The organism is Streptomyces microflavus, assembly GCF_014650075.1.
Lineage (GTDB): Bacteria > Actinomycetota > Actinomycetes > Streptomycetales > Streptomycetaceae > Streptomyces > Streptomyces microflavus.
Genome location: NZ_BMUG01000004.1, coordinates 376626 through 395153 on the forward strand (window position 1 = coordinate 376626; position 18528 = coordinate 395153).

Consider the following 18528-nt stretch of genomic DNA (forward strand, 5'->3'; position numbering starts at 1 on the left):
GGGACATGGGACGGGGCACCACGCTCACTCGTTCAGTGTGCGCGGTGCCCCGCCCTTATGCGCAGAACCGCAGGCCAGGTGCTACTTCAGGCCGGGGTACAGCGGGAACTTCTCGGCCAGCGCCACCACGCGGGCCTTGAGGTCGTCCGCGTCGTAGGACGGCTTGAGGGCGGCGGCGATGATCTCCGCGACCTCGGTGAAGTCCTCGGTGCCGAAGCCGCGGGTGGCCAGCGCCGGGGTGCCGATCCGCAGGCCCGAGGTGACCATCGGGGGGCGCGGGTCGTTCGGGATGGCGTTCCGGTTGACCGTGATGCCCAGCTCGTGGAGCCGGTCCTCGGCCTGCTGGCCGTCCAGCTCGGAGTTGCGCAGGTCGACCAGGACCAGGTGCACGTCGGTGCCGCCGGAGAGGACGGAGACGCCCACCTCGGTGACGTCCGGCTGGACCAGGCGCTCGGCGAGGATCCGGGCGCCGTCCAGGGTGCGCTGCTGGCGCTCCTTGAACTCCTCGCCCGCCGCGATCTTGAACGAGACCGCCTTGGCCGCGATCACGTGCTCCAGCGGGCCGCCCTGCTGACCCGGGAAGACCGCCGAGTTGATCTTCTTGGCGAGCTCCTGGGTGGAGAGGATCACGCCGCCGCGCGGACCGCCGAGGGTCTTGTGCGTGGTGGTGGTGACGACGTGGGCGTGCGGCACCGGGTTGGGGTGCAGCCCGGCCGCGACGAGGCCCGCGAAGTGCGCCATGTCGACCATCAGGTACGCGCCGACCTCGTCCGCGATCCGGCGGAAGGCGGCGAAGTCGAGGTGGCGCGGGTAGGCGGACCAGCCGGCCACGATCAGCTTCGGCTGGGACTCCTTGGCGAGGCGCTCGACCTCCTCCATGTCCACGATGCCGCTCTCGTCGACGTGGTACGGGACCACGTTGTAGAGCTTGCCGGAGAAGTTGATCTTCATGCCGTGGGTCAGGTGACCACCGTGGGCCAGGTTCAGGCCCATGATCGTGTCGCCCGGCTTCAGCAGCGCGAACATCGCGGCGGCGTTCGCCTGCGCACCGGAGTGCGGCTGGACGTTCGCGGCCTCGGCGCCGAACAGGTCCTTGATCCGGTCGATCGCGATCTGCTCGACCACGTCGACGTGCTCACAGCCGCCGTAGTAGCGGCGGCCGGGGTAGCCCTCGGCGTACTTGTTGGTGAGTACGGAGCCCTGCGCCTCCATGACCGCGACCGGAGCGAAGTTCTCCGAGGCGATCATTTCGAGGGTGGACTGCTGGCGGTGGAGCTCGGCGTCGACAGCGGCGGCGACGTCCGGGTCCAGCTCGTGGAGTGAGGAGTTCAGAAGCGACATCAGGGGGTCCCTTAAGGTCTCAGTTGCCGGAGAACGCGGTGTACTCGTCGGCGGAGAGCAGATCGGCCGGCTCCTCCGCGACGCGCACCTTGAACAGCCAGCCGCCCTCGAAGGGAGCGGAGTTCACCAGCGAGGGGTCGTCCACGACGTCCTGGTTGGCCGCCGTCACCTCGCCGGTCACCGGCGAATACAGATCGCTGACGGACTTGGTCGACTCCAGCTCGCCGCAGGTTTCACCCGCGGTCACCGTGTCACCGACCTCCGGAAGCTGGGCATAGACGACGTCACCGAGCGCGTTGGCCGCGTACTCCGTGATGCCGATCGTGGCCACGCCGTCCTCGACGGCCGACAGCCACTCGTGCTCCTTGCTGTACCGCAGCTGCTGGGGGTTGCTCATGACCTGAATTCTCCTGTACGCGGGGGAGTGCTGATGAACGGTGGTCTTACGGTGTGAGACGGAGGTACGTCACTTCCGTGACGCCCGAGTGGAGCGAGAAGCCCGGTTTCTTCCGGGATATCACTTCTGGCGCTTGTAGAACGGCAGCGCGACGACCTCGTACGGCTCGTGCGTGCCCCGGATGTCCACGCCCACGCCCTCGGTGCCCGGCGCGGCGAAGGCCGCGTCCACGTACGCCATGGCGATCGGCTTGCCCAGGGTGGGGGAGGGGGCGCCGGAGGTGACCTCACCGATCACCTTGCCGTCGGGCCCGCCCACGGCGACAACGGGGTAGCCCGCGCGCGGGACCCGGCGGCCCTCGGCAATCAGGCCGACCAGCTTGCGCGGCGGGGCGCTCTCGGCGCGCTCGGCGGCGGCGGTGAGCGCCTCGCGCCCGACGAAGTCGCCCTCCTTCTCGAACTTCACGACCCGGCCCAGGCCCGCGTCGAACGGGGTCAGCGCCGTCGTCAGCTCGTGCCCGTACAGCGGCATGCCCGCCTCCAGGCGCAGCGTGTCCCGGCAGGAGAGGCCGCACGGGATCAGCCCGTGCGCCTCGCCGGCCTCCGTCAGCGCCCGCCACAGCTGCTCGGCGTGGACGGGGGCGACGAACAGCTCGAAGCCGTCCTCGCCGGTGTAGCCGGTACGGGCGATGAGCGCGGGGACCCCGGCGACCGTGCCCGGCAGGCCCGCGTAGTACTTCAGCCCGTCCAGGTCGGCGTCGGTGACGGCCTTCATGATGGCGGGCGACTCCGGGCCCTGGACCGCGAGCAGCGCGTACGCGTCCCGGTCGTCGCGCACCTCGGCGTCGAAGCCCGCCACCCGGGCGGTCAGCGCGTCCAGCACGATCTGCGCGTTGCCCGCGTTGGCGACGACCATGTACTCCGTCTCGCCCAAGCGGTAGACGATCAGGTCGTCCACGATCCCGCCGTCCTCCTGGACGATCATCGTGTAGCGGGCCCGGCCGTTGCCGACGGTGGCGATGTTGCCCACCAGCGCGTAGCTCAGGAAGGCCGCGGCCTCGGGTCCGGTGACGGTGATCTCGCCCATGTGCGACAGGTCGAAGAGACCGGCCCGAGTGCGTACGGCGTTGTGCTCGTCGCGCTCACTGGCGTACCGCAGCGGCATGTCCCAGCCCGCGAAGTCGGTCATGGTGGCGCCGAGCGAGCGGTGCAGCGCGTCGAGGGCGGTGAGACGGGGGGCAGTGCTCATGGATACGGCTCCAGGGCATGACGACGTCAGGACGAATCCTCCCCATCTGTCATCGGAACCTGAGAGGTTCGCCGATAGCCCCTGACGGGGTATGCCCCTGGAGTAGGGGTGCCCCTGTTCACAGGGCTCGGCTTGCACCTTGGGTGGAGCCGCAGGGCGGCTCGCTTTTCAGATCTGCCTCATCCACGCGGTACGGGGCCTGAGAGATTCAAGGGAGGATCTTGCTCCTTCGGCGCCCGGCTCACACTGTGGCCGGAACTCTCCCGCGTGGATTCGAACGGCCGGTATGCAGTTGGCGGGGTCATCATCGCACGCCTTGCGGCAGAGTGGGGCGGCCGGTCCGCAACGCTTGTGCGAACGGCGGGGGCGGTTGTGGAGCCTTGCCATTTCTTTACACTTCAGGGGCAGGCGAGTGCGGCCCGACAGCAGGGGGATGGGCGATGGCGTTGCAGCGGTCGGTACCGACCGCGGGGGTCGCGCACGGCGCGATGCCCGCACAGTCCGGCGCACCCGCGCGAGAGCTGCTGGACACCCGTGCGCCGGTGGTACGCGATCTGCGCGCGCGCACCGGCTACGGCCCGTACAGCCTCGACTTCACCGCGGGCGACATCGTGGTCGTCTCCGGACTGCCCGGCGGGGGCAAGTCCACCCTGATCCGGCAGGCCGTGAGCGGCCGCGCCGTCGACTCGCAGAACACCCGCGACCGCTGGGCCGCCGCCCTGCCCCGCTTACTCCCCTACGCCCTCTACCGCCCCCTGGTCCGCGCCGCCCACTACCTCGGGCTCTGGGCCGACCTGCGCTCCGGCGAATCCGTCGTCGTCCACGACTGCGGTACGCAGACCTGGGTACGCCGCTGGCTCGCCCGGCACGCCGCACGCCGGGGCCGCACCCTGCACCTGCTCCTGCTGGACGTGGACCCCGGGACGGCCCGCCAGGGGCAGCGCGAGCGCGGCCGGGGCGTCTCCGGTTACGCCTTCGCCCGCCACCGGCACGCGGTGGCCCGGCTGATCCGCGACACCGAACGGGGAGCGCTGCCCGCCGGCTGCGCCTCGGCGGTGCTGCTGGACCGGGCGGCCGCGCGGGCCCTGAGCCGGATCTCCTTCACGGACGGCCGCTCCGACGCCCGCTCCGGTTAGGGTTCTGGGCGGAGCGACGACAGCTGAGAGAGGCACAGAGGCAGTGGACATTGCGGCCCAGGTCCAGGCACACCCCCAGCACGGGTGGCCCGCCAACGAACTCGAAGAGGTGCTGACGGCCTCCCTCGGCGTCGCCGATGCGGGCGGCCGCCTCGTCGAGGTGCTCGGCCGCAGCTCGGTCTGGGTGCCGCTGCCCAACGGCGGCTCGCCCGCCAGCGCCGACCTCGACCTGCCGATGATGGACATCGACGGCGCCGCGTACGTGCCCGTCTTCAGCTCCGAGGGCCAGTTCCTCAGCTGCGTCGGCAGCCACATGTCCTTCGCCGTGGCGCCCGCCCGCGACTTCGCCCGGGGCCTGCCCCCGCAGGTCGGCATCGCGGTGAACCCGGGCGGCGCGGTCGGCATCCCGCTGCCGCCGCCCGCCGTCGCCGAACTCTGCCGCGCCGGACGCACCGCCCTGGACGGGCCCGCCGGCGGCGGCCGGGTCAAGCTGTACGAACCGGACTGGCAGCACGATCCCGTCGACTTCCTCACCGCCGTCTCCGCCGAGTTCGAGGCCACCGGCGTGGTGTCCACCGCCCGCCGGGCCCTGGCCAGCATCGAGGGCGGCGACCCCGTCCTCTTCGTCGGCGTCGAGTTCGCCACCTGGGACGGTGCGGGCCAGAGCGCCCCGATGGACGCCCTGGGGCGGGCGCTCGGCCGGGCCGAGGTGCCCTGGCCGGTGAACCTGGTCCTGCTGGACGTGGCCCAGGACCTGGTCGGCGACTGGATGCGGGAGAAAGTGCGGCCCTTCTACCGGCGAGAGGGCCACTGACCGCGCCGCAAGGCACCGGTGCGAGGGCCACTGACCGCGTCGGAAGGTGCTCGCGAGGCGCCCGGGCACCGGCGCCGGGGACCGTGGCGTCAAGTCGGTGTCAGAAGTGGCGCATAAGCTGGTTTGATGGCGGGGCCGCTCCCGTGTGCCCGGGAGCGTCGACGGATCGATGAGGGGCGGAACCCAGGGTGAGTGCGTCAGGCACTGCGGCGGCCGGTCAGGTCGAGCACATGCTGCGCCAGGTGACCCCCGGGCGTTACGACGCCTACGAGGCGCTGCTGGCGGCCCTCGCCGACGGCCGGGTCTGGATGCTGCTCTGGAACGGCACGGCCGGTTCACCGGACTCCCAGTACGGCTCCATGGAGATCGACGGCCTGGGGTACGCCCCGTGCGTCACCTCCGCCCAGGAGCTCTCCGCCAGCGGCTGGAGCCGGGCCCATGAGCTGGTCTCCGGCCGGGACATCGCCCGCGCCCTCTTCCCCGACCGCTGGGGCATCTGGCTCAACCCGCACGCCCCGGGCGGCGGCGTCGGCATCCCCTGGCTCGACCTGCGCCGGATCGCCACCGGCCTGGACCGGCTGCCCGCGGGCCCGCTCCGGCTGACCGAGCCCGCCGTGGAGCTCCCGCAGTTCTACGCCCAGCTCACCCAGAACGCCCACCGCACCCCGGCCGTCCGCGCCCTGCGCCGCGTCTGGGTGCACCCCGCGGTCGGCGTCCCGTACCTCGCGATCGGGCTCGACCTGTACGACACCGGGCGGGCCTCCGTCGACGCGGTGCGCGCGATGATGCGGCAGTCGATCGGCGCGGTCCCCGACGGGCTGCCCGTCTCCACCGTCGCCATGTCCGACGAGTACGACCCGGTCGCGATGTGGCTGCGCGCCAACGCCCGCCCGTTCTACGACCGCGAGGCGCACGCCCCGGTGGGTGCGCCGCCCGCCGCCGCCCCCGGGTACGGATACCCGCCCCAGCAGCACCGCTGAGCTGCGGGTCGTTCCGGCGCCACCGATCCGCGCGAGGGGACCGGCCTCGCCGAACACCCCCAGATGTCCGGCTTGTTAACCGGGCGCGGAGGGATGTCCCGGAACTGGACGGTTTGTTAACTGTCCGGGTCTCGACTAGGTCTCACCGCTATCCGGACTGTTCTCTTGCGGTGCACCCCGTCTGTAGTGTGCGGCCATCAAACCTCACCACATGGCGAACCAGGGGTGGACCCATGCGCATATTCAAGTCCCGGGCTGTCCGGGCGATCACGACAGCGGTCGCTGTCGGTCTGATCGCCACGGGCTGTTCCAGCGAGCGGGACGCGGGCGAGTCCAAGGGGGGCGACAAGGACACCTTCGTCTTCGCCGGATCCGGTGACCCCGGTTCCCTCGACCCGGCCCTCGCGAGCGACGGCGAGACGTTCCGCGTCACCCGTCAGGCGTTCGAGGCGCTGCTGGAGCACGAGCCCGGCGGAAGCAAGCTGGTCGGCGGCCTCGCCGAGAAGTGGGAGAGCGACCCGGCCGGCAAGGTCTGGACGTTCAACCTGCGCCAGGGCGTGAAGTTCCACGACGGCGAGGCGCTCAACGCCGCCGCGGTCTGCGCGAACTACGACTACTGGTTCAACTGGACGGGCACGTACCAGTCCAGCGCGGTCTCCTACTACTGGCAGACCATCATGGGCGGGTTCGCGAAGAACGAGGACCCCGAGACGCCCAAGCCGAACTACAAGTCCTGCACCGCCAAGGACGACAACACGGCTGTCATCGAGGTGAACGAGCCCTCGGCGAACCTGCCGGGCGGATTCTCCCTCCAGGCGCTCGCGATCCACTCGCCGAAGGCGCTCAAGGAGTACGCGAAGCAGAACGCGACCGCCAAGGGCGACGCGATCACGTACCCCAAGTACAGCCAGGAGGCCGGCACGGTCGCCGGCACCGGCCCGTACAAGATCACCAAGTGGAACAAGGGCAACAAGGAGGTCTCCCTGGAGGCCTTCGACGGCTACTGGGGTGAGAAGGCCAAGGTGAAGAACCTGGTCTTCCGCACCATCTCCACCGAGGAGACCCGCCGCCAGGCGCTCCAGGCGGGTGACATCGACGGCTACGACCTGGTGGCCCCGGCCGATGTGACGACGCTGGAGAAGGAGGGCTTCGAGGTCCCGACCCGCGACGTCTTCAACATCTTCTACGTCGGCATGAGCCAGAGCGCGAACCCGGCGCTGAAGAAGCCCGAGGTCCGCCAGGCGATCACGCACGCCATCGACCGCGAGAACCTCGTCAACACCCAGCTGCCCGAGGGCGGCAAGGCCGCGACCCAGTTCATGCCCGACACGGTCGCCGGCTTCTCGGACAAGGTGAAGACGTACCCCTTCGACACCGCCAAGGCGAAGGACCTCCTCAAGCAGGCCGGTGAGGAGAAGCTCAGCATCGAGTTCTGCTACCCGACCGAGGTCACCCGCCCGTACATGCCTGCCCCGCAGGACATGTTCGAGCTGATGAAGGCCGACCTGGAGAAGGCCGGCATCACCGTCAAGCCGAAGGCCATGAAGTGGGCCCCGGACTACCTGGACGCCACCGAGGCCGGCTCCTGCGCCCTGCACCTGCTCGGCTGGACCGGTGACTTCAACGACGGCTACAACTTCATCGGCACCTGGTTCGCCGGGCCCGACAAGCAGTGGGGCTTCAAGGACCAGAAGGTCTTCGATGCCGTGAACGCCGCTTCCAAGGTCACCGACCCGGCGGCCCGCACCGAGGCGTACAAGAAGGCCAACGAGGCCATCATGGAGTACGTCCCGGGCGTGCCGATCTCCTCGTCGCCGCCGGCGATCGCGTTCGCCAAGAACGTCAACCCGCCGAGGGTCTCCCCGCTGACGCAGGAGAACTTCGCCGAGGTCTCCTTCAAGTAATCGCACATCAGCGGGTCCGCCCGGCCACAGCAACCAGGTGGCCGGGCGGACCCGCATCGACGCACGTGAGAAAGGGGCATGCGGGGTGCTGCGACTCGTCGTAAGAAGACTTCTCCAGCTCATTCCCACCCTGCTCGGCCTGTCGGTCCTGCTGTTCCTCTGGCTGAACCGACTGCCCGGCGGACCCGCCTCAGCGATCCTGGGCGAGCGGGCCACCGAAGCCGAAGTGGCGAGAATCAACCGTGCACTCGGGCTCGACGAGCCGGTGCACGTGCAGTACTGGCGCTTCCTGAAGCGCATCTTCGAGCTCGACCTCGGAACCTCCGTCCAGACCGGACAGCCGGTGTGGGACGAATTCACCCGCGCCTTCCCCGCCACCGTGGAGCTGAGCGTCGCGGCGATCCTGATCGCCGTCGTCCTGGGCATCCCGATGGGGTACCTCGCGGCCAAGCACCGCGGCGGCTGGCTGGACGTCGCGTCCGTCTCCGGATCGCTGCTCGGCATCTGCATCCCGGTCTTCTTCCTGGCCGTACTGCTGCGCGGGATCTTCTCCGTGCAGCTGCAGTGGTTCCCGAGCCAGGGCCGGCTCGACAGCGGCCTCAACGCCACCGACGTCACCGGATTCGCCGTCCTGGACGGCCTGTTGACCGGCGAGTTCGACGCGAGCTGGAACGCGATCATGCACTTGATCCTGCCCGCCGTCGCGCTGGCCTCGATCCCGCTCGCCGTCATCGTCCGGATGACCCGTGCCAGCGTCCTGGAGGTGCTCGGCGAGGACTACATCCGTACCGCCGAGTCCAAGGGGCTGGACAAGCGCGTCGTCCGCGGACGCCATGTGCTGCGCAACGCGCTGCTGCCGGTGATCACCGCGGTCGGCCTGCTGACCGGCAGCCTGCTCTCCGGTGCGGTGCTCACCGAGTCCGTCTTCGACTTCGGTGGCCTCGGCTCCTTCATCCGTACCGCGATCGACGGCCGCGACTACCCGGTCCTCGTCGGGTTCATTCTCTTCATCGCGATGGTGTACGTGATCATCAACCTCCTGGTCGACCTCGCGTACAGCATCATCGACCCGAGAGTCCGGGTGCACTGACGTGACGATCCTGACCAACAAAGCAGACAAGATCGACCGCCTCGCCGAGCTGACCCAGAGCTCCGAGGCCGTCACCGGCACCAGCCTCTGGCGCGAGGCGTTCCGCCGGATGCGCTCCAGCAAGATGGCGATCATCGGTGCGGCGATCATCGCCGCGTTCGTCCTGGTCGCCATCGTCGGCCCGATGCTCGCCCCGCACGGCCCCACCGCGCAGAACTGGCGCAGCGAGGTCTTCCCCAACCAGGGGAAGTTCGTCGGCATGCGCGGCGAGAACTGGTTCGGCCTGGACCACCTGGGCCGCGACATGTTCTCCCGCTGGCTCGTCGGGGCCCGCCAGACGCTCCTCGTCGGTGTGGTCTCCATGCTCATCGGCCTGATCATCGGCGCGGCGGTCGGCATCCTCTCCGGCGCCGCCGCCACCCTCGGCGGCAAGGTCGGACAGCGCGTCGACACCGTGATCATGCGCGTCACCGACATCATGCTGTCGCTGCCGTCCCTGCTCCTCGCGGTCTCCATCGCCGCGGTCCTCGGACAGTCGCTGACCACCGTGATGATCGCCGTCGGCGTCGTCCAGATCCCCATCTTCGCCCGCCTGCTGCGCGGTTCGATGCTGGTCCAGGGCGGCGCGGACTACGTGCTCGCCGCGAAGGCCGTCGGTATCCGCCGCAAGCGGATCGTGCTGACCCAGATCCTGCCGAACTCGCTGAGCCCGGTGATCGTCCAGGCGACGCTCAGCCTCGCCACCGCGATCATCGAGGCGGCGGCCCTCTCCTACCTGGGGCTCGGCAACCCCGACCCGGCCGTTCCCGAGTGGGGCGTGATGCTCTCCCAGGCGCAGCGCTTCTTCGACAACGAGCCGATGATGGCCGCCTATCCGGCCATCGGGATCATCATCACCGCACTCGGCTTCACCCTGCTCGGCGAGGCCATGCGCGAAGCCCTCGACCCGAAGCTGCGAGGCTGAAGTCCCATGCCACTGCTCTCAGTTGAAGAACTCAGCGTCACCTTCACCGCGCGCGGCCGCAAGGACGCCACGGCCGTGGACGGCGTCTCCTTCGACGTCGACCAGGGCCAGGTCGTCGGCCTGGTGGGCGAGTCGGGGTGCGGCAAGTCCGTCACCTCGCTCGCCCTGATGGGGCTGCTGCCCCGCAAGGGTGTACGGATCGGCGGGCGGGCCGAGTTCGACGGCCGGAACCTGCTGGGCATCAGCGAGCGCAAGCTCCGCGACCTGCGCGGCAGCCAGCTGGCGATGATCTTCCAGGACCCGCTCTCCTCGCTGAACCCGGTCGTCCCCATCGGCATCCAGGTCACCGAGATCCTCCAGCGCCACCGCGGCCTCAAGGGCGAGAAGGCCCGCAAGGAAGCGGCGTCGCTGCTGGACCGGGTCGGCATCCCCGACCCGGACCGGAGGCTCAAGGAGTACCCGCACCAGCTCTCCGGCGGTATGCGCCAGCGTGCGCTGATCGCCATGGCGGTGGCCTGCGCGCCCCGCCTGCTGATCGCCGACGAGCCGACCACGGCACTCGACGTGACCATCCAGGCGCAGATCCTGGAGCTCCTCAAGGAGCTGGTCGACCAGGAGGGCACCGCCCTGCTGATGATCACTCACGACCTCGGTGTGGTGGCCGGCCTCTGCGACGAGGTCAACGTCCTCTACGCGGGCCGGGCGGTGGAATCGGCGGGCCGCCGCGAGCTGTTCGCCCACCCCACCCATCCGTACGCGCACGGGCTGCTCGGCTCCATCCCGCGGCTGGACGCGCCGCGCGGCGAGCCGCTCCGCCCGATCCGCGGCTCCATCAACGACAAGATCGCCTGGGCCGACGGCTGCGCCTTCGCACCCCGTTGCGACCACTACACGCTGGAGTGCCTCACCGGCACCCCCGAACTGACCGAACCACGCGCCACCGGACACCAGGTGCGCTGCGTCAACCCGGTCCTGCCCCAGGCGGAGGTCCCGGCATGAGTCTGCTCGAACTGGACGGCGTCAAAGTCCACTTCCCGGTCAAGAAGGGCCTCTTCTTCGACCGTACGGTGGGCCACGTCTACGCCGTCGACGGCGTCTCGCTCAGCGTGGAGGCCGGCCAGACCTACGGCCTCGTCGGCGAGTCGGGCTGCGGCAAGACGACGCTCGGCCGTGCGGTCCTGCGGCTGAACGACATCACCGACGGCGCGGTCGTCTTCGACGGCACCGACCTCGCGAAGCTGCCCTCCGAGGAGATGCGGGCCTTCCGCCGCCGCCTCCAGATGGTCTTCCAGGACCCGCTGGGCAGCCTCAACCCCCGGCAGAACATCGAGTCGATCCTGGCCGAGGGCATGGCCGCCCACAACATCGGCAAGGACCAGGCCGAGCGCCGGGAGAAGATCAAGGAGATCCTCGCCAAGGTCGGCCTGCCGTCCAACGCGATGTCCCGCTACCCGCACGAGTTCTCCGGCGGCCAGCGCCAGCGCATCGGCATCGCCCGCGCGCTGGTCCTGGAACCCGACGTGATCATCTGCGACGAGCCGGTGTCCGCGCTGGACGTCTCGGTCCAGGCGCAGGTCATCAACCTGCTGGAGGAGCTCCAGGAGTCGCTGGGCCTGACCTACCTGGTCATCGCCCACGACCTCGCCGTGGTCCGGCACATCTCGGACGTCATCGGGGTCATGTACCTCGGCGGTCTGGTCGAGGAGGCGCCGAGCGACGCGCTGTACGCGGGGCCCCGGCACCCGTACACCAAGGCGCTGATGTCGGCCGTCCCGGTGCCCGACCCCGAGGTCGAGGACCGCCGCGAGCGCATCCTGCTCCACGGCGACCTGCCCTCCCCGGCCAACCCGCCGGCCGGCTGCCGCTTCCACACCCGCTGCCCCTGGGTACAGGAGACCAAGTGCGCCACGGAGCGCCCGCCGCTGCTGGACACCGGTGACGGGCACAAGGTGGCCTGCCACTTCACGGCCGAGATCGAGGCCGGGACGGTGAAGCAGACCCTGGCGACCGGGATCGAGGCGGTCATCTCCACGGAGGCTGTGGCCACCGAGGCGGTGGAGGTCTCGGAGGGGGACGCGGAGACCGCCGACGCTCCCGTGAAGAAGGAGGAGGAGCCCGCGACCGTACCGGCTCAGGCCGACGCGGGAGAGGCCGAACGGGCGGAGGAGAGCCCCAAGGCCTGAGACCGGCACAATTGCCCGGTGCTCACCGAACTGTTCACGCCCTCCGTCCAGCATGCGCTCGACCTCGTCGGGATCTTCGTCTTCGCGATCTCGGGCGCCCTGCTCGCCGTACGCAAGAACTTCGATGTCTTCGGCATCGCCGTTCTCGCCGAGGTGACAGCGCTGGGCGGAGGGCTGTTCCGTGATGTGATGATCGGCGCGATCCCGCCCGCCGCCTTCACCGACCTCGGCTACTTCATCACCCCGCTCTTCGCCGCCGCCCTGGTCTTCTTCCTCCACCCGCACGTGGAGCGCATCCAGGTGGGCGTCAACGTCTTCGACGCGGCGGGGCTCGGCCTGTTCTGCGTGACCGGCACGGTCAAGGCGTACGAGTACGGCCTCGGGCTCACGGCATCGGCGGCGCTGGGCCTGGCCACCGCGGTCGGCGGCGGTGTGCTGCGGGACGTGCTGGCCAACGAGGTGCCCTCGCTGCTGCGCTGGGACCGCGACCTGTACGCGGTGCCCGCGATCGTCGGCGCGACCATGGTCGTCCTGTGCATCCGCTTCGACACCCTCAACGCCTTCACCAGCGGTACGGCGGTCATCGCCGCGTTCACCCTCCGTCTGCTGGCCCTGCGCTTCCACTGGCGGGCGCCGCGTGCCTACAACCGGTCCTCCGCGCGGGCCGAGGAGGGCTCGGCGGCGACCTGACGCCATCTTCGCGCAACGAAAAAGCTACCGCTCAGTAATACAATCGGTGTACCGTCCCTTTCATGGCACAGGCAGCGACAGAGGCGGCACAGACCGCCCGGGCAACCATCGGCGACAGCGAGTTCGACCGGGACACCGCGGTCACCCTGCGCGAAGAGGGCGTCTACGACGCGGAGCTCTCCGCGGGCTGGACCATCATCCACGCCGTCAACGGCGGCTACCTGCTGGCGCTCCTCGGCCGCGCGCTGGGCGAGGCACTCCCGCACGCCGACCCGTTCTCGGTCTCCGCGCACTACCTCACCGCCTCCGTCCCCGGCCCCGCGGTCATCCGGACCCAGACCGTCCGCACCGGCCGCACCCTCTCCACCGGCCAGGCCTCGCTCTTCCAGTACGCCGAGGACGGCAGCGAGATCGAGCGCATCCGGGTCCTCGCCACCTACGGCGACCTGGACGCCCTGCCCGACGACGTACGCACCACCGCCCTGCCGCCCGCCATGCCCGACCGGGACCACTGCCTCGGCCCGAGCGACGGCGCGCCCAGGATCCCCGGCAGCTCCGCCATCACCGACCGCCTCGACATCAAGCTGGACCCCGCGACCGTCGGCTGGGCGGTCGGCGCCCCGTCCGGCAAGGGCGAGATGCGCGGCTGGTTCGGCCTCGCGGACGGCCGCGACGCCGACGCGCTCTCCCTGCTGCTCACCGTGGACGCCCTGCCGCCGACCTCCTTCGAGCTGGGCCTCACCGGCTGGACCCCCACCGTCGAGCTCACCACCCACATCCGCTGCCGCCCCGCCCCGGGCCCGCTGCGCGTCTCCATCACCACCCGCAACCTCGCGGGCGGCTTCCTGGAGGAGGACGCCGAGGTCTGGGACAGCGCCGACCGCCTCGTCGCCCAGTCCCGCCAGCTGGCGAAGGCCCCGCGCGCCAAGTAGGCGTACGCGTACGACGTCTCCCGCGCCCGTCCGGGCTCAGTCCCGGGCGGGCGCCTCGTCGAGCCAGTGGGCGCGGCCGATGGTGACCAGCCGCAGCCGCCGCCGGGTCTGCCTGACCACCTCCCGCTCGCGCTCCGGGCCGGCCTCCAGCAGCGCCGACGCGGTCATCACCATGTGGTCCACGTAGAACCCGCCCAGCATCAGCAGATCCTCCTCGCTCCACCCGGCCGACCCCGGCTCCTGGCCGAGCGCGAGAGCCACCTCCTCCGCGAACCGGAACAGCTGCGCCGCGATGGCCTCACGCACCGGGCCCACCCCGCCGTGCTGCTCCCGGGCGATGAACCGGAAGTGGGCGGGCTGCGCACCGACATGGCGCGCTATCACCTCCACGCTGCGGTCCAGCCGCTCCTCGCTGTCGCCCGTCTCCGTGAGCACCGCGGCGATCAGTCCGTGCAGGCTGCCCAGCGTCTCCTCCACCAGGGCCACACCGAGCGCCGCGGTGTCCTCGAAGTGCCGGTAGAAGGCGGTGGGGGTGACCCCGACGGCCCGGGTCACCTCGCGCAGCCCCAGGCTGCTCAGGCTCTGGTGCTCCAGCAGCAGGAGCGCGGCGTCGAGGAGGGCCTGGCGGGTCTTCAGCTTCTGGGTCTGGCGGATTCCGGCGGTGTGACTCATGCCATTCAGTAAACAACCGTTCTCCGAGTCAAGGAAGGGGCCGGAGGTTTAGGCTGGCAAGTCAGTGAACACTCGTACTCCGAACGGCTTTCGTCTTCGCGCAGTCCTCGCACAGTCTTCGCACAGAGAGGTTCCGCCGTGCTTGTCCTCGTCGCCGCGCTGCTCCTGCTGGGAATCGCCCTCGGGGCGGTCGCCCACCTCCCGCTCCCGGTCTCGCTGGCCGCCGCGACCGTGATCGGCTGCTGGCTGCTGATCTTCGCCGCCCGTGAGCGCCACGCGCGCCGCACCCGCTGACCCGCGCCCGCACCGGCGCCCGCCGATCCGGACCCACTGATCCGTATCGGCACCCGCCCCGCACCCGCACCCGCACCCGCCGAGCCTGCCGCACCCGGACCGATCCGAAGGAGCTCGCACCATGACCCTCACCCTCACCGACCGTGCCCGCACGTCCGCCCCGGCGTCCGCACCGGCCTCCGAGGTCGCCCCCGAGGTCGCCCCCGTCCCCGCCCCCCGCCGGGCCGCCGGCCGTGAGGCGGACGGGCTGGCCGTCGCCTCGTTCGTCCTCGGCCTCGTCGGCCTGCTGGCGTTCAACCTGCTCCTCGGCCCCACCGCGATCGTGATGGCGCTGCTCTCCCTGGCCCGCCGCACCCGCCGCCCCGGCCGTGCGTACCTCGGCCTCGCACTCGGTGTCGCCGACCTCGTCGTCCTGGCCGTCCTGGTCACCGTCAACGGCACGGTCTCCTGGAACCTCGGCGGCTGACACCCGCGCTCCGAGCCGCGCACCCCGTTCCGGATCGGGCTCCGGACCGGGCCCCGCACGGGTCCGCCACACCCCCGCGCGCCCACCGCATGGTGACGCGCCCACCGGGCACCCCGACCCGGCTCGTAGAATCGGGCCCACCATGGCCTACCTCGACCACGCCGCGACCACGCCGATGCTTCCCGAAGCGATCGAGGCGATGACCGCCCAGCTCTCCGTCACCGGCAACGCGTCCTCCCTGCACGCGGCCGGGCGCAGGGCCCGCCGCACCGTCGAGGAGTCCAGAGAGACCCTCGCCGACGCCCTCGGCGCACGCCCCAGCGAGGTGGTCCTCACCTCCGGCGGCACGGAGGCCGACAACCTCGCCGTCAAGGGCCTCTACTGGTCCCGGCGCGGCGCGGACCCCCGCCGCACCCGGGTCCTCGCCGGGCCCGTCGAACACCACGCGGTCCTGGACGCCGTCGACTGGCTCGCCGAGCACGAGGGCGCGACCGTCGACTACCTCCCGGTCGACCGCTACGGCCGGGTCCACCCCGAGGACCTGCGCGAGGCGATCCTCCGCAACCCCGACGACATTGCGATGATCACCGTGATGTGGGCCAACAACGAGATCGGCACGATCATGCCGGTACGGGAACTGGCTTCGGTGGCCGCCGAGTTCGGGATCCCGATGCACGCCGACGCGGTCCAGGCCTTCGGCCAGCTGGAGGTCGACTTCGCCCGCTCCGGACTGGCCGCGATGACCGTCAGCGCCCACAAGATCGGCGGCCCGTTCGGCATCGGCGCCCTGCTACTGGGCCGCGACCAGACCCCGGTACCCGTCCTGCACGGGGGCGGCCAGGAGCGGCACGTGCGCTCCGGCACCCTGGACGTGCCCGCCGTCGCCTCCTTCGCGGTGGCGGGGCGGCTGGCCGCCGAGGGGCGCGAGCACTTCGCCCGGCGCGTCGGCGGGCTCCGCGACGAGCTGGTCGCCGCCGTGCGCCATGCGGTCCCGGACGCCGTCCTCGGCGGTGACCCGGACCCGGCCGGGCGGCTCCCGGCCAACGCGCACTTCAGCTTCCCCGGCTGCGAGGGCGACTCCCTCCTCCTGCTGCTGGACGCCCAGGGCATCGAGTGCTCCACCGGCTCCGCCTGCACCGCCGGGATCGCCCAGCCCAGCCACGTACTCCTGGCCACCGGGACCGACCCGGACCTGGCCCGGGGCACCCTGCGCTTCTCGCTCGGCCACACCTCGACCGAGGAGGACGTGAAGGAGCTGGCGCGGGCGATCGGCCCGGCGGTGGCGCGGGCGAGGACGGCCGGACTCAGCTGACGGCCGCTACTCCGCCTTCGCCGAAGCGGAAGCCGGAGCCGTGGGTGCGGGGGTGGGCGGTGCCGTCGCCGCCCGCCGCACCAGCTTCAGATAGCGGTCCCAGTCCCAGTGCGGTCCCGGGTCGGTGTGGTCGGTGCCCGGCACCTCCACGTGCCCGATGATGTGCTCCCGGTCGATGGGTATGTCGTACCGCGCGCAGATCGACGCCGTGAGACGCGCCGAGGACTCGTACATCGCCTTGGTGAGGTCCTTCGGCCGGTCCACGAACCCCTCGTGCTCGATGCCGACGGCGCGCTCGTTGAAGGAGCGGTTGCCCGCCTGGTACGCCACGTCCAGCTCGCGGATCATCTGCACCACCCGCCCGTCCTGACCCACGATGTAGTGCGTCGCGGCCCGGTGGGCGGGGTCCTGGAAGACCCGCACCGCGCTGTCGAAGCTGCCCTGGGTGACATGGATGATCACCCGGTCGATCCCGAAGTCATCCGGGCGGTCCGCCCGCCGCCAGTTCGCCTCGGACGCGGCGACCCAGGTGGCACCCGCGTAGTCCAGCTCACCGGCCTTGCGCGGCTTCTCCACGCCGGGCACCCGCCACCACGCCCGCTTCACCTCGTCGCGCACGAGCACGGCGACCGTGCCGGCCGCCACCACCGCACCCCCGCCGATCAGCAGTGCGCGCCGGCTGACGCCGCCGACGGGCTTCTTCCGCGAAGACCTTTCCGAGGGCTTTCGCGACGCCCGGGTGCTTCCGTTGTTCCCCATGTGATCGTGAACGTATATCCGCGAGCGTTCGGTTCCCGGCGACCCGTACCCTGGAGGGGCTATGACTCAGACTTCCCAGCGCCCCCTGCGTGTCCTCGCCGCGATGTCGGGCGGCGTGGACTCCGCCGTCGCCGCGGCCCGTGCCGCCGAGGCGGGCCACGACGTGACCGGTGTCCACCTCGCCCTCTCCGCGAACCCCCAGTCCTTCCGGACCGGGGCGCGCGGCTGTTGCACCATCGAGGACTCCCGGGACGCCCGCCGCGCGGCCGACGTCATCGGTATCCCGTTCTACGTCTGGGACCTCGCGGAACGGTTCCGTGAGGACGTCGTGGAGGACTTCGTCGCGGAGTACGAGGCCGGGCGCACGCCCAACCCGTGCCTGCGCTGCAACGAGAAGATCAAGTTCGCCGCGCTGCTCGACAAGGCCCTCGCCCTCGGCTTCGACGCCGTCTGCACCGGCCACTACGCCACGGTCCAGCTCGCCGAGGACGGCAGCCGCGAGCTGCACCGCGCCTCCGACATGGCCAAGGACCAGAGCTATGTGCTGGGCGTCCTGGACGAGAAGCAGCTCGCCCACGCCATGTTCCCGCTCGGCGACACCCTCACCACCAAGGACGAGATCCGCGCCGAGGCCGAGCGACGGGGTCTCGCCGTCGCCAAGAAGCCCGACAGCCACGACATCTGCTTCATCGCCGACGGCGACACCCAGGGCTTCCTGGCCAACCGCCTCGGCGGCCCGGCCGAGGGCGACATCCTCGACGAGTCCGGCTCGAAGCTGGGCACCCACGACGGTGCGTTCGGCTTCACCATCGGCCAGCGCAAGGGCCTGAAGATCGGCCACCCCGCCCCCGACGGCAAGCCGCGCTACGTGCTGGACATCTCCCCGGTGAACAACACCGTCACCGTGGGCCCCGTCGAGGCCCTCGACGTGACGTCCCTGACCGCCATCAAGCCCCGCTGGTGCGGAACGCCCCCGGCCGGCCCGGGAACGTACACCGCCCAGCTCCGCGCCCACGGCGGCGAGACCGAGGTGACGGCCGAGCTGGTGGACGGCGAGCTGAACGTCACCTTCACCGAGCCGGTACGGGGCGTGGCCCCCGGCCAGGCGGTCGTGCTGTACGACGGCACCCGGGTCGTCGGCTCGGCCACCATCGCGACGACGGTCCGCCGCGAGCGGGTGTCGACGGGTTGATCCGGGCCGACGCCCTTAGACGGATGTATCCCGGCCATCTCGTATGATCAAGCCGGGCTGGCTCAGCCCGCTCGACAGTCATAGGCTGTCCCTTGCGGACCGTCCGCGCGAAGACGCATTGGCGGGGCAGTCTCCTCCCCGTCCTGTCAGGAGG

General features: G+C 71.0%; 19 protein-coding genes and 1 riboswitch. Of the genes, 14 read left to right on the forward strand and 5 right to left on the reverse strand.

Annotated features, from left to right (window positions below; translation table 11 throughout):
• Positions 1 to 81 precede the first annotated feature (81 nt).
• The 3 genes from glyA to gcvT all read right to left on the reverse strand — a co-directional run bounded on the left by glyA (position 82) and on the right by gcvT (position 2986).
• On the reverse strand, positions 82 to 1341 hold the full coding sequence (glyA, locus tag IE264_RS13930) for a serine hydroxymethyltransferase (RefSeq protein ID WP_015611532.1): 1260 nt from the start codon (positions 1339 to 1341) through the stop codon (positions 82 to 84).
• Positions 1342 to 1360: 19 nt separating this feature from the next.
• Positions 1361 to 1738 carry a glycine cleavage system protein GcvH gene (gene gcvH / locus IE264_RS13935; RefSeq protein WP_006127740.1) on the reverse strand — a complete coding sequence of 126 codons (378 nt, stop codon included), beginning with the start codon at positions 1736 to 1738 and terminating at the stop codon, positions 1361 to 1363.
• Between the two features lie 120 nt (positions 1739 to 1858).
• Complete coding sequence (gene gcvT, locus IE264_RS13940; RefSeq protein ID WP_032757562.1) at positions 1859 to 2986, reverse strand: glycine cleavage system aminomethyltransferase GcvT; 1128 nt, start codon at positions 2984 to 2986, stop codon at positions 1859 to 1861.
• A 178-nt stretch (positions 2987 to 3164) separates the two neighbouring features.
• A riboswitch (glycine riboswitch) is annotated at positions 3165 to 3262 on the reverse strand.
• Between the two features lie 164 nt (positions 3263 to 3426).
• Here gcvT and IE264_RS13945 point away from each other — a divergent pair.
• The 10 genes from IE264_RS13945 to IE264_RS13990 all read left to right on the forward strand — a co-directional run bounded on the left by IE264_RS13945 (position 3427) and on the right by IE264_RS13990 (position 13679).
• Entirely contained in the window at positions 3427 to 4122 is a 696-nt protein-coding gene (locus IE264_RS13945) for an AAA family ATPase (protein WP_015611535.1), read from the forward strand.
• 43 nt (positions 4123 to 4165) lie between these two features.
• On the forward strand, positions 4166 to 4936 hold the full coding sequence (locus IE264_RS13950) for an enhanced serine sensitivity protein SseB (protein WP_032757561.1): 771 nt from the start codon (positions 4166 to 4168) through the stop codon (positions 4934 to 4936).
• Positions 4937 to 5124: 188 nt separating this feature from the next.
• Positions 5125 to 5916, forward strand: a complete 792-nt coding sequence (locus tag IE264_RS13955; protein ID WP_032757560.1) for an enhanced serine sensitivity protein SseB C-terminal domain-containing protein — start codon at positions 5125 to 5127, stop codon at positions 5914 to 5916.
• A 233-nt stretch (positions 5917 to 6149) separates the two neighbouring features.
• Entirely contained in the window at positions 6150 to 7820 is a 1671-nt protein-coding gene (locus tag IE264_RS13960) for an ABC transporter substrate-binding protein (protein WP_032757558.1), read from the forward strand.
• An 85-nt stretch (positions 7821 to 7905) separates the two neighbouring features.
• Positions 7906 to 8910, forward strand: a complete 1005-nt coding sequence (locus IE264_RS13965) for an ABC transporter permease (RefSeq protein WP_015611539.1) — start codon at positions 7906 to 7908, stop codon at positions 8908 to 8910.
• 1 nt (position 8911) lies between these two features.
• Positions 8912 to 9874, forward strand: coding sequence for an ABC transporter permease (locus IE264_RS13970; protein ID WP_015611540.1), 963 nt, complete (start codon positions 8912 to 8914; stop codon positions 9872 to 9874).
• A 6-nt stretch (positions 9875 to 9880) separates the two neighbouring features.
• Positions 9881 to 10873: an ABC transporter ATP-binding protein gene (locus tag IE264_RS13975; protein WP_032757556.1), complete on the forward strand. Its 993-nt coding sequence runs from the start codon at positions 9881 to 9883 to the stop codon at positions 10871 to 10873.
• Positions 10870 to 12057, forward strand: coding sequence for an ABC transporter ATP-binding protein (locus IE264_RS13980; RefSeq protein WP_032757554.1), 1188 nt, complete (start codon positions 10870 to 10872; stop codon positions 12055 to 12057). The genes IE264_RS13975 and IE264_RS13980 overlap by 4 nt, the downstream gene beginning before the upstream one ends.
• Before the next feature lie 18 nt (positions 12058 to 12075).
• Positions 12076 to 12747, forward strand: coding sequence for a trimeric intracellular cation channel family protein (locus tag IE264_RS13985; protein WP_015611543.1), 672 nt, complete (start codon positions 12076 to 12078; stop codon positions 12745 to 12747).
• 62 nt (positions 12748 to 12809) lie between these two features.
• Entirely contained in the window at positions 12810 to 13679 is an 870-nt protein-coding gene (locus IE264_RS13990; protein WP_032757552.1) for a thioesterase family protein, read from the forward strand.
• A gap of 36 nt (positions 13680 to 13715) precedes the next feature.
• On the opposite strand, the gene IE264_RS13995 is transcribed toward IE264_RS13990, so the two are convergent.
• Positions 13716 to 14351 (reverse strand): TetR family transcriptional regulator, encoded by a 636-nt coding sequence (locus tag IE264_RS13995; RefSeq protein ID WP_031124361.1) that lies wholly within the window; start codon positions 14349 to 14351, stop codon positions 13716 to 13718.
• Between the two features lie 138 nt (positions 14352 to 14489).
• Between IE264_RS13995 and IE264_RS14000 the strand changes: the two genes are divergently transcribed.
• The 3 genes from IE264_RS14000 to IE264_RS14010 all read left to right on the forward strand — a co-directional run bounded on the left by IE264_RS14000 (position 14490) and on the right by IE264_RS14010 (position 16423).
• Complete coding sequence (locus IE264_RS14000; protein ID WP_015611546.1) at positions 14490 to 14645, forward strand: hypothetical protein; 156 nt, start codon at positions 14490 to 14492, stop codon at positions 14643 to 14645.
• 121 nt (positions 14646 to 14766) lie between these two features.
• Complete coding sequence (locus IE264_RS14005) at positions 14767 to 15111, forward strand: hypothetical protein (RefSeq protein ID WP_032757549.1); 345 nt, start codon at positions 14767 to 14769, stop codon at positions 15109 to 15111.
• A 142-nt stretch (positions 15112 to 15253) separates the two neighbouring features.
• Positions 15254 to 16423 (forward strand): cysteine desulfurase family protein, encoded by a 1170-nt coding sequence (locus IE264_RS14010; RefSeq protein WP_015611548.1) that lies wholly within the window; start codon positions 15254 to 15256, stop codon positions 16421 to 16423.
• Between the two features lie 6 nt (positions 16424 to 16429).
• Here IE264_RS14010 and IE264_RS14015 read toward each other — a convergent pair whose 3' ends face one another.
• Positions 16430 to 17182, reverse strand: a complete 753-nt coding sequence (locus IE264_RS14015) for an N-acetylmuramoyl-L-alanine amidase (RefSeq protein ID WP_032757547.1) — start codon at positions 17180 to 17182, stop codon at positions 16430 to 16432.
• Positions 17183 to 17243: 61 nt separating this feature from the next.
• On the opposite strand from IE264_RS14015, the gene mnmA reads away from it, so the two are divergent.
• Positions 17244 to 18374 (forward strand): tRNA 2-thiouridine(34) synthase MnmA, encoded by a 1131-nt coding sequence (gene mnmA / locus IE264_RS14020; protein WP_032757546.1) that lies wholly within the window; start codon positions 17244 to 17246, stop codon positions 18372 to 18374.
• The last annotated feature ends 154 nt before the right edge of the window (positions 18375 to 18528 follow it).

Bases quoted from the DNA above. Each gene is read 5' to 3' on its own strand.
- IE264_RS13995 (WP_031124361.1), bottom strand. From the start codon at position 14,351: ATGAGTCACACCGCCGGAATCCGCCAGACCCAGAAGCTGAAGACCCGC.
- IE264_RS14010 (WP_015611548.1), top strand. From the start codon at position 15,254: ATGGCCTACCTCGACCACGCCGCGACCACGCCGATGCTTCCCGAAGCG.
- gcvT (WP_032757562.1), bottom strand. From the start codon at position 2,986: ATGAGCACTGCCCCCCGTCTCACCGCCCTCGACGCGCTGCACCGCTCG.
- IE264_RS13945 (WP_015611535.1), top strand. From the start codon at position 3,427: ATGGCGTTGCAGCGGTCGGTACCGACCGCGGGGGTCGCGCACGGCGCG.
- mnmA (WP_032757546.1), top strand. From the start codon at position 17,244: ATGACTCAGACTTCCCAGCGCCCCCTGCGTGTCCTCGCCGCGATGTCG.
- gcvH (WP_006127740.1), bottom strand. From the start codon at position 1,738: ATGAGCAACCCCCAGCAGCTGCGGTACAGCAAGGAGCACGAGTGGCTG.
- IE264_RS13990 (WP_032757552.1), top strand. From the start codon at position 12,810: ATGGCACAGGCAGCGACAGAGGCGGCACAGACCGCCCGGGCAACCATC.
- IE264_RS13975 (WP_032757556.1), top strand. From the start codon at position 9,881: ATGCCACTGCTCTCAGTTGAAGAACTCAGCGTCACCTTCACCGCGCGC.
- IE264_RS13960 (WP_032757558.1), top strand. From the start codon at position 6,150: ATGCGCATATTCAAGTCCCGGGCTGTCCGGGCGATCACGACAGCGGTC.
- IE264_RS14015 (WP_032757547.1), bottom strand. From the start codon at position 17,182: ATGGGGAACAACGGAAGCACCCGGGCGTCGCGAAAGCCCTCGGAAAGG.
- glyA (WP_015611532.1), bottom strand. From the start codon at position 1,341: ATGTCGCTTCTGAACTCCTCACTCCACGAGCTGGACCCGGACGTCGCC.
- IE264_RS14005 (WP_032757549.1), top strand. From the start codon at position 14,767: ATGACCCTCACCCTCACCGACCGTGCCCGCACGTCCGCCCCGGCGTCC.
- IE264_RS13980 (WP_032757554.1), top strand. From the start codon at position 10,870: ATGAGTCTGCTCGAACTGGACGGCGTCAAAGTCCACTTCCCGGTCAAG.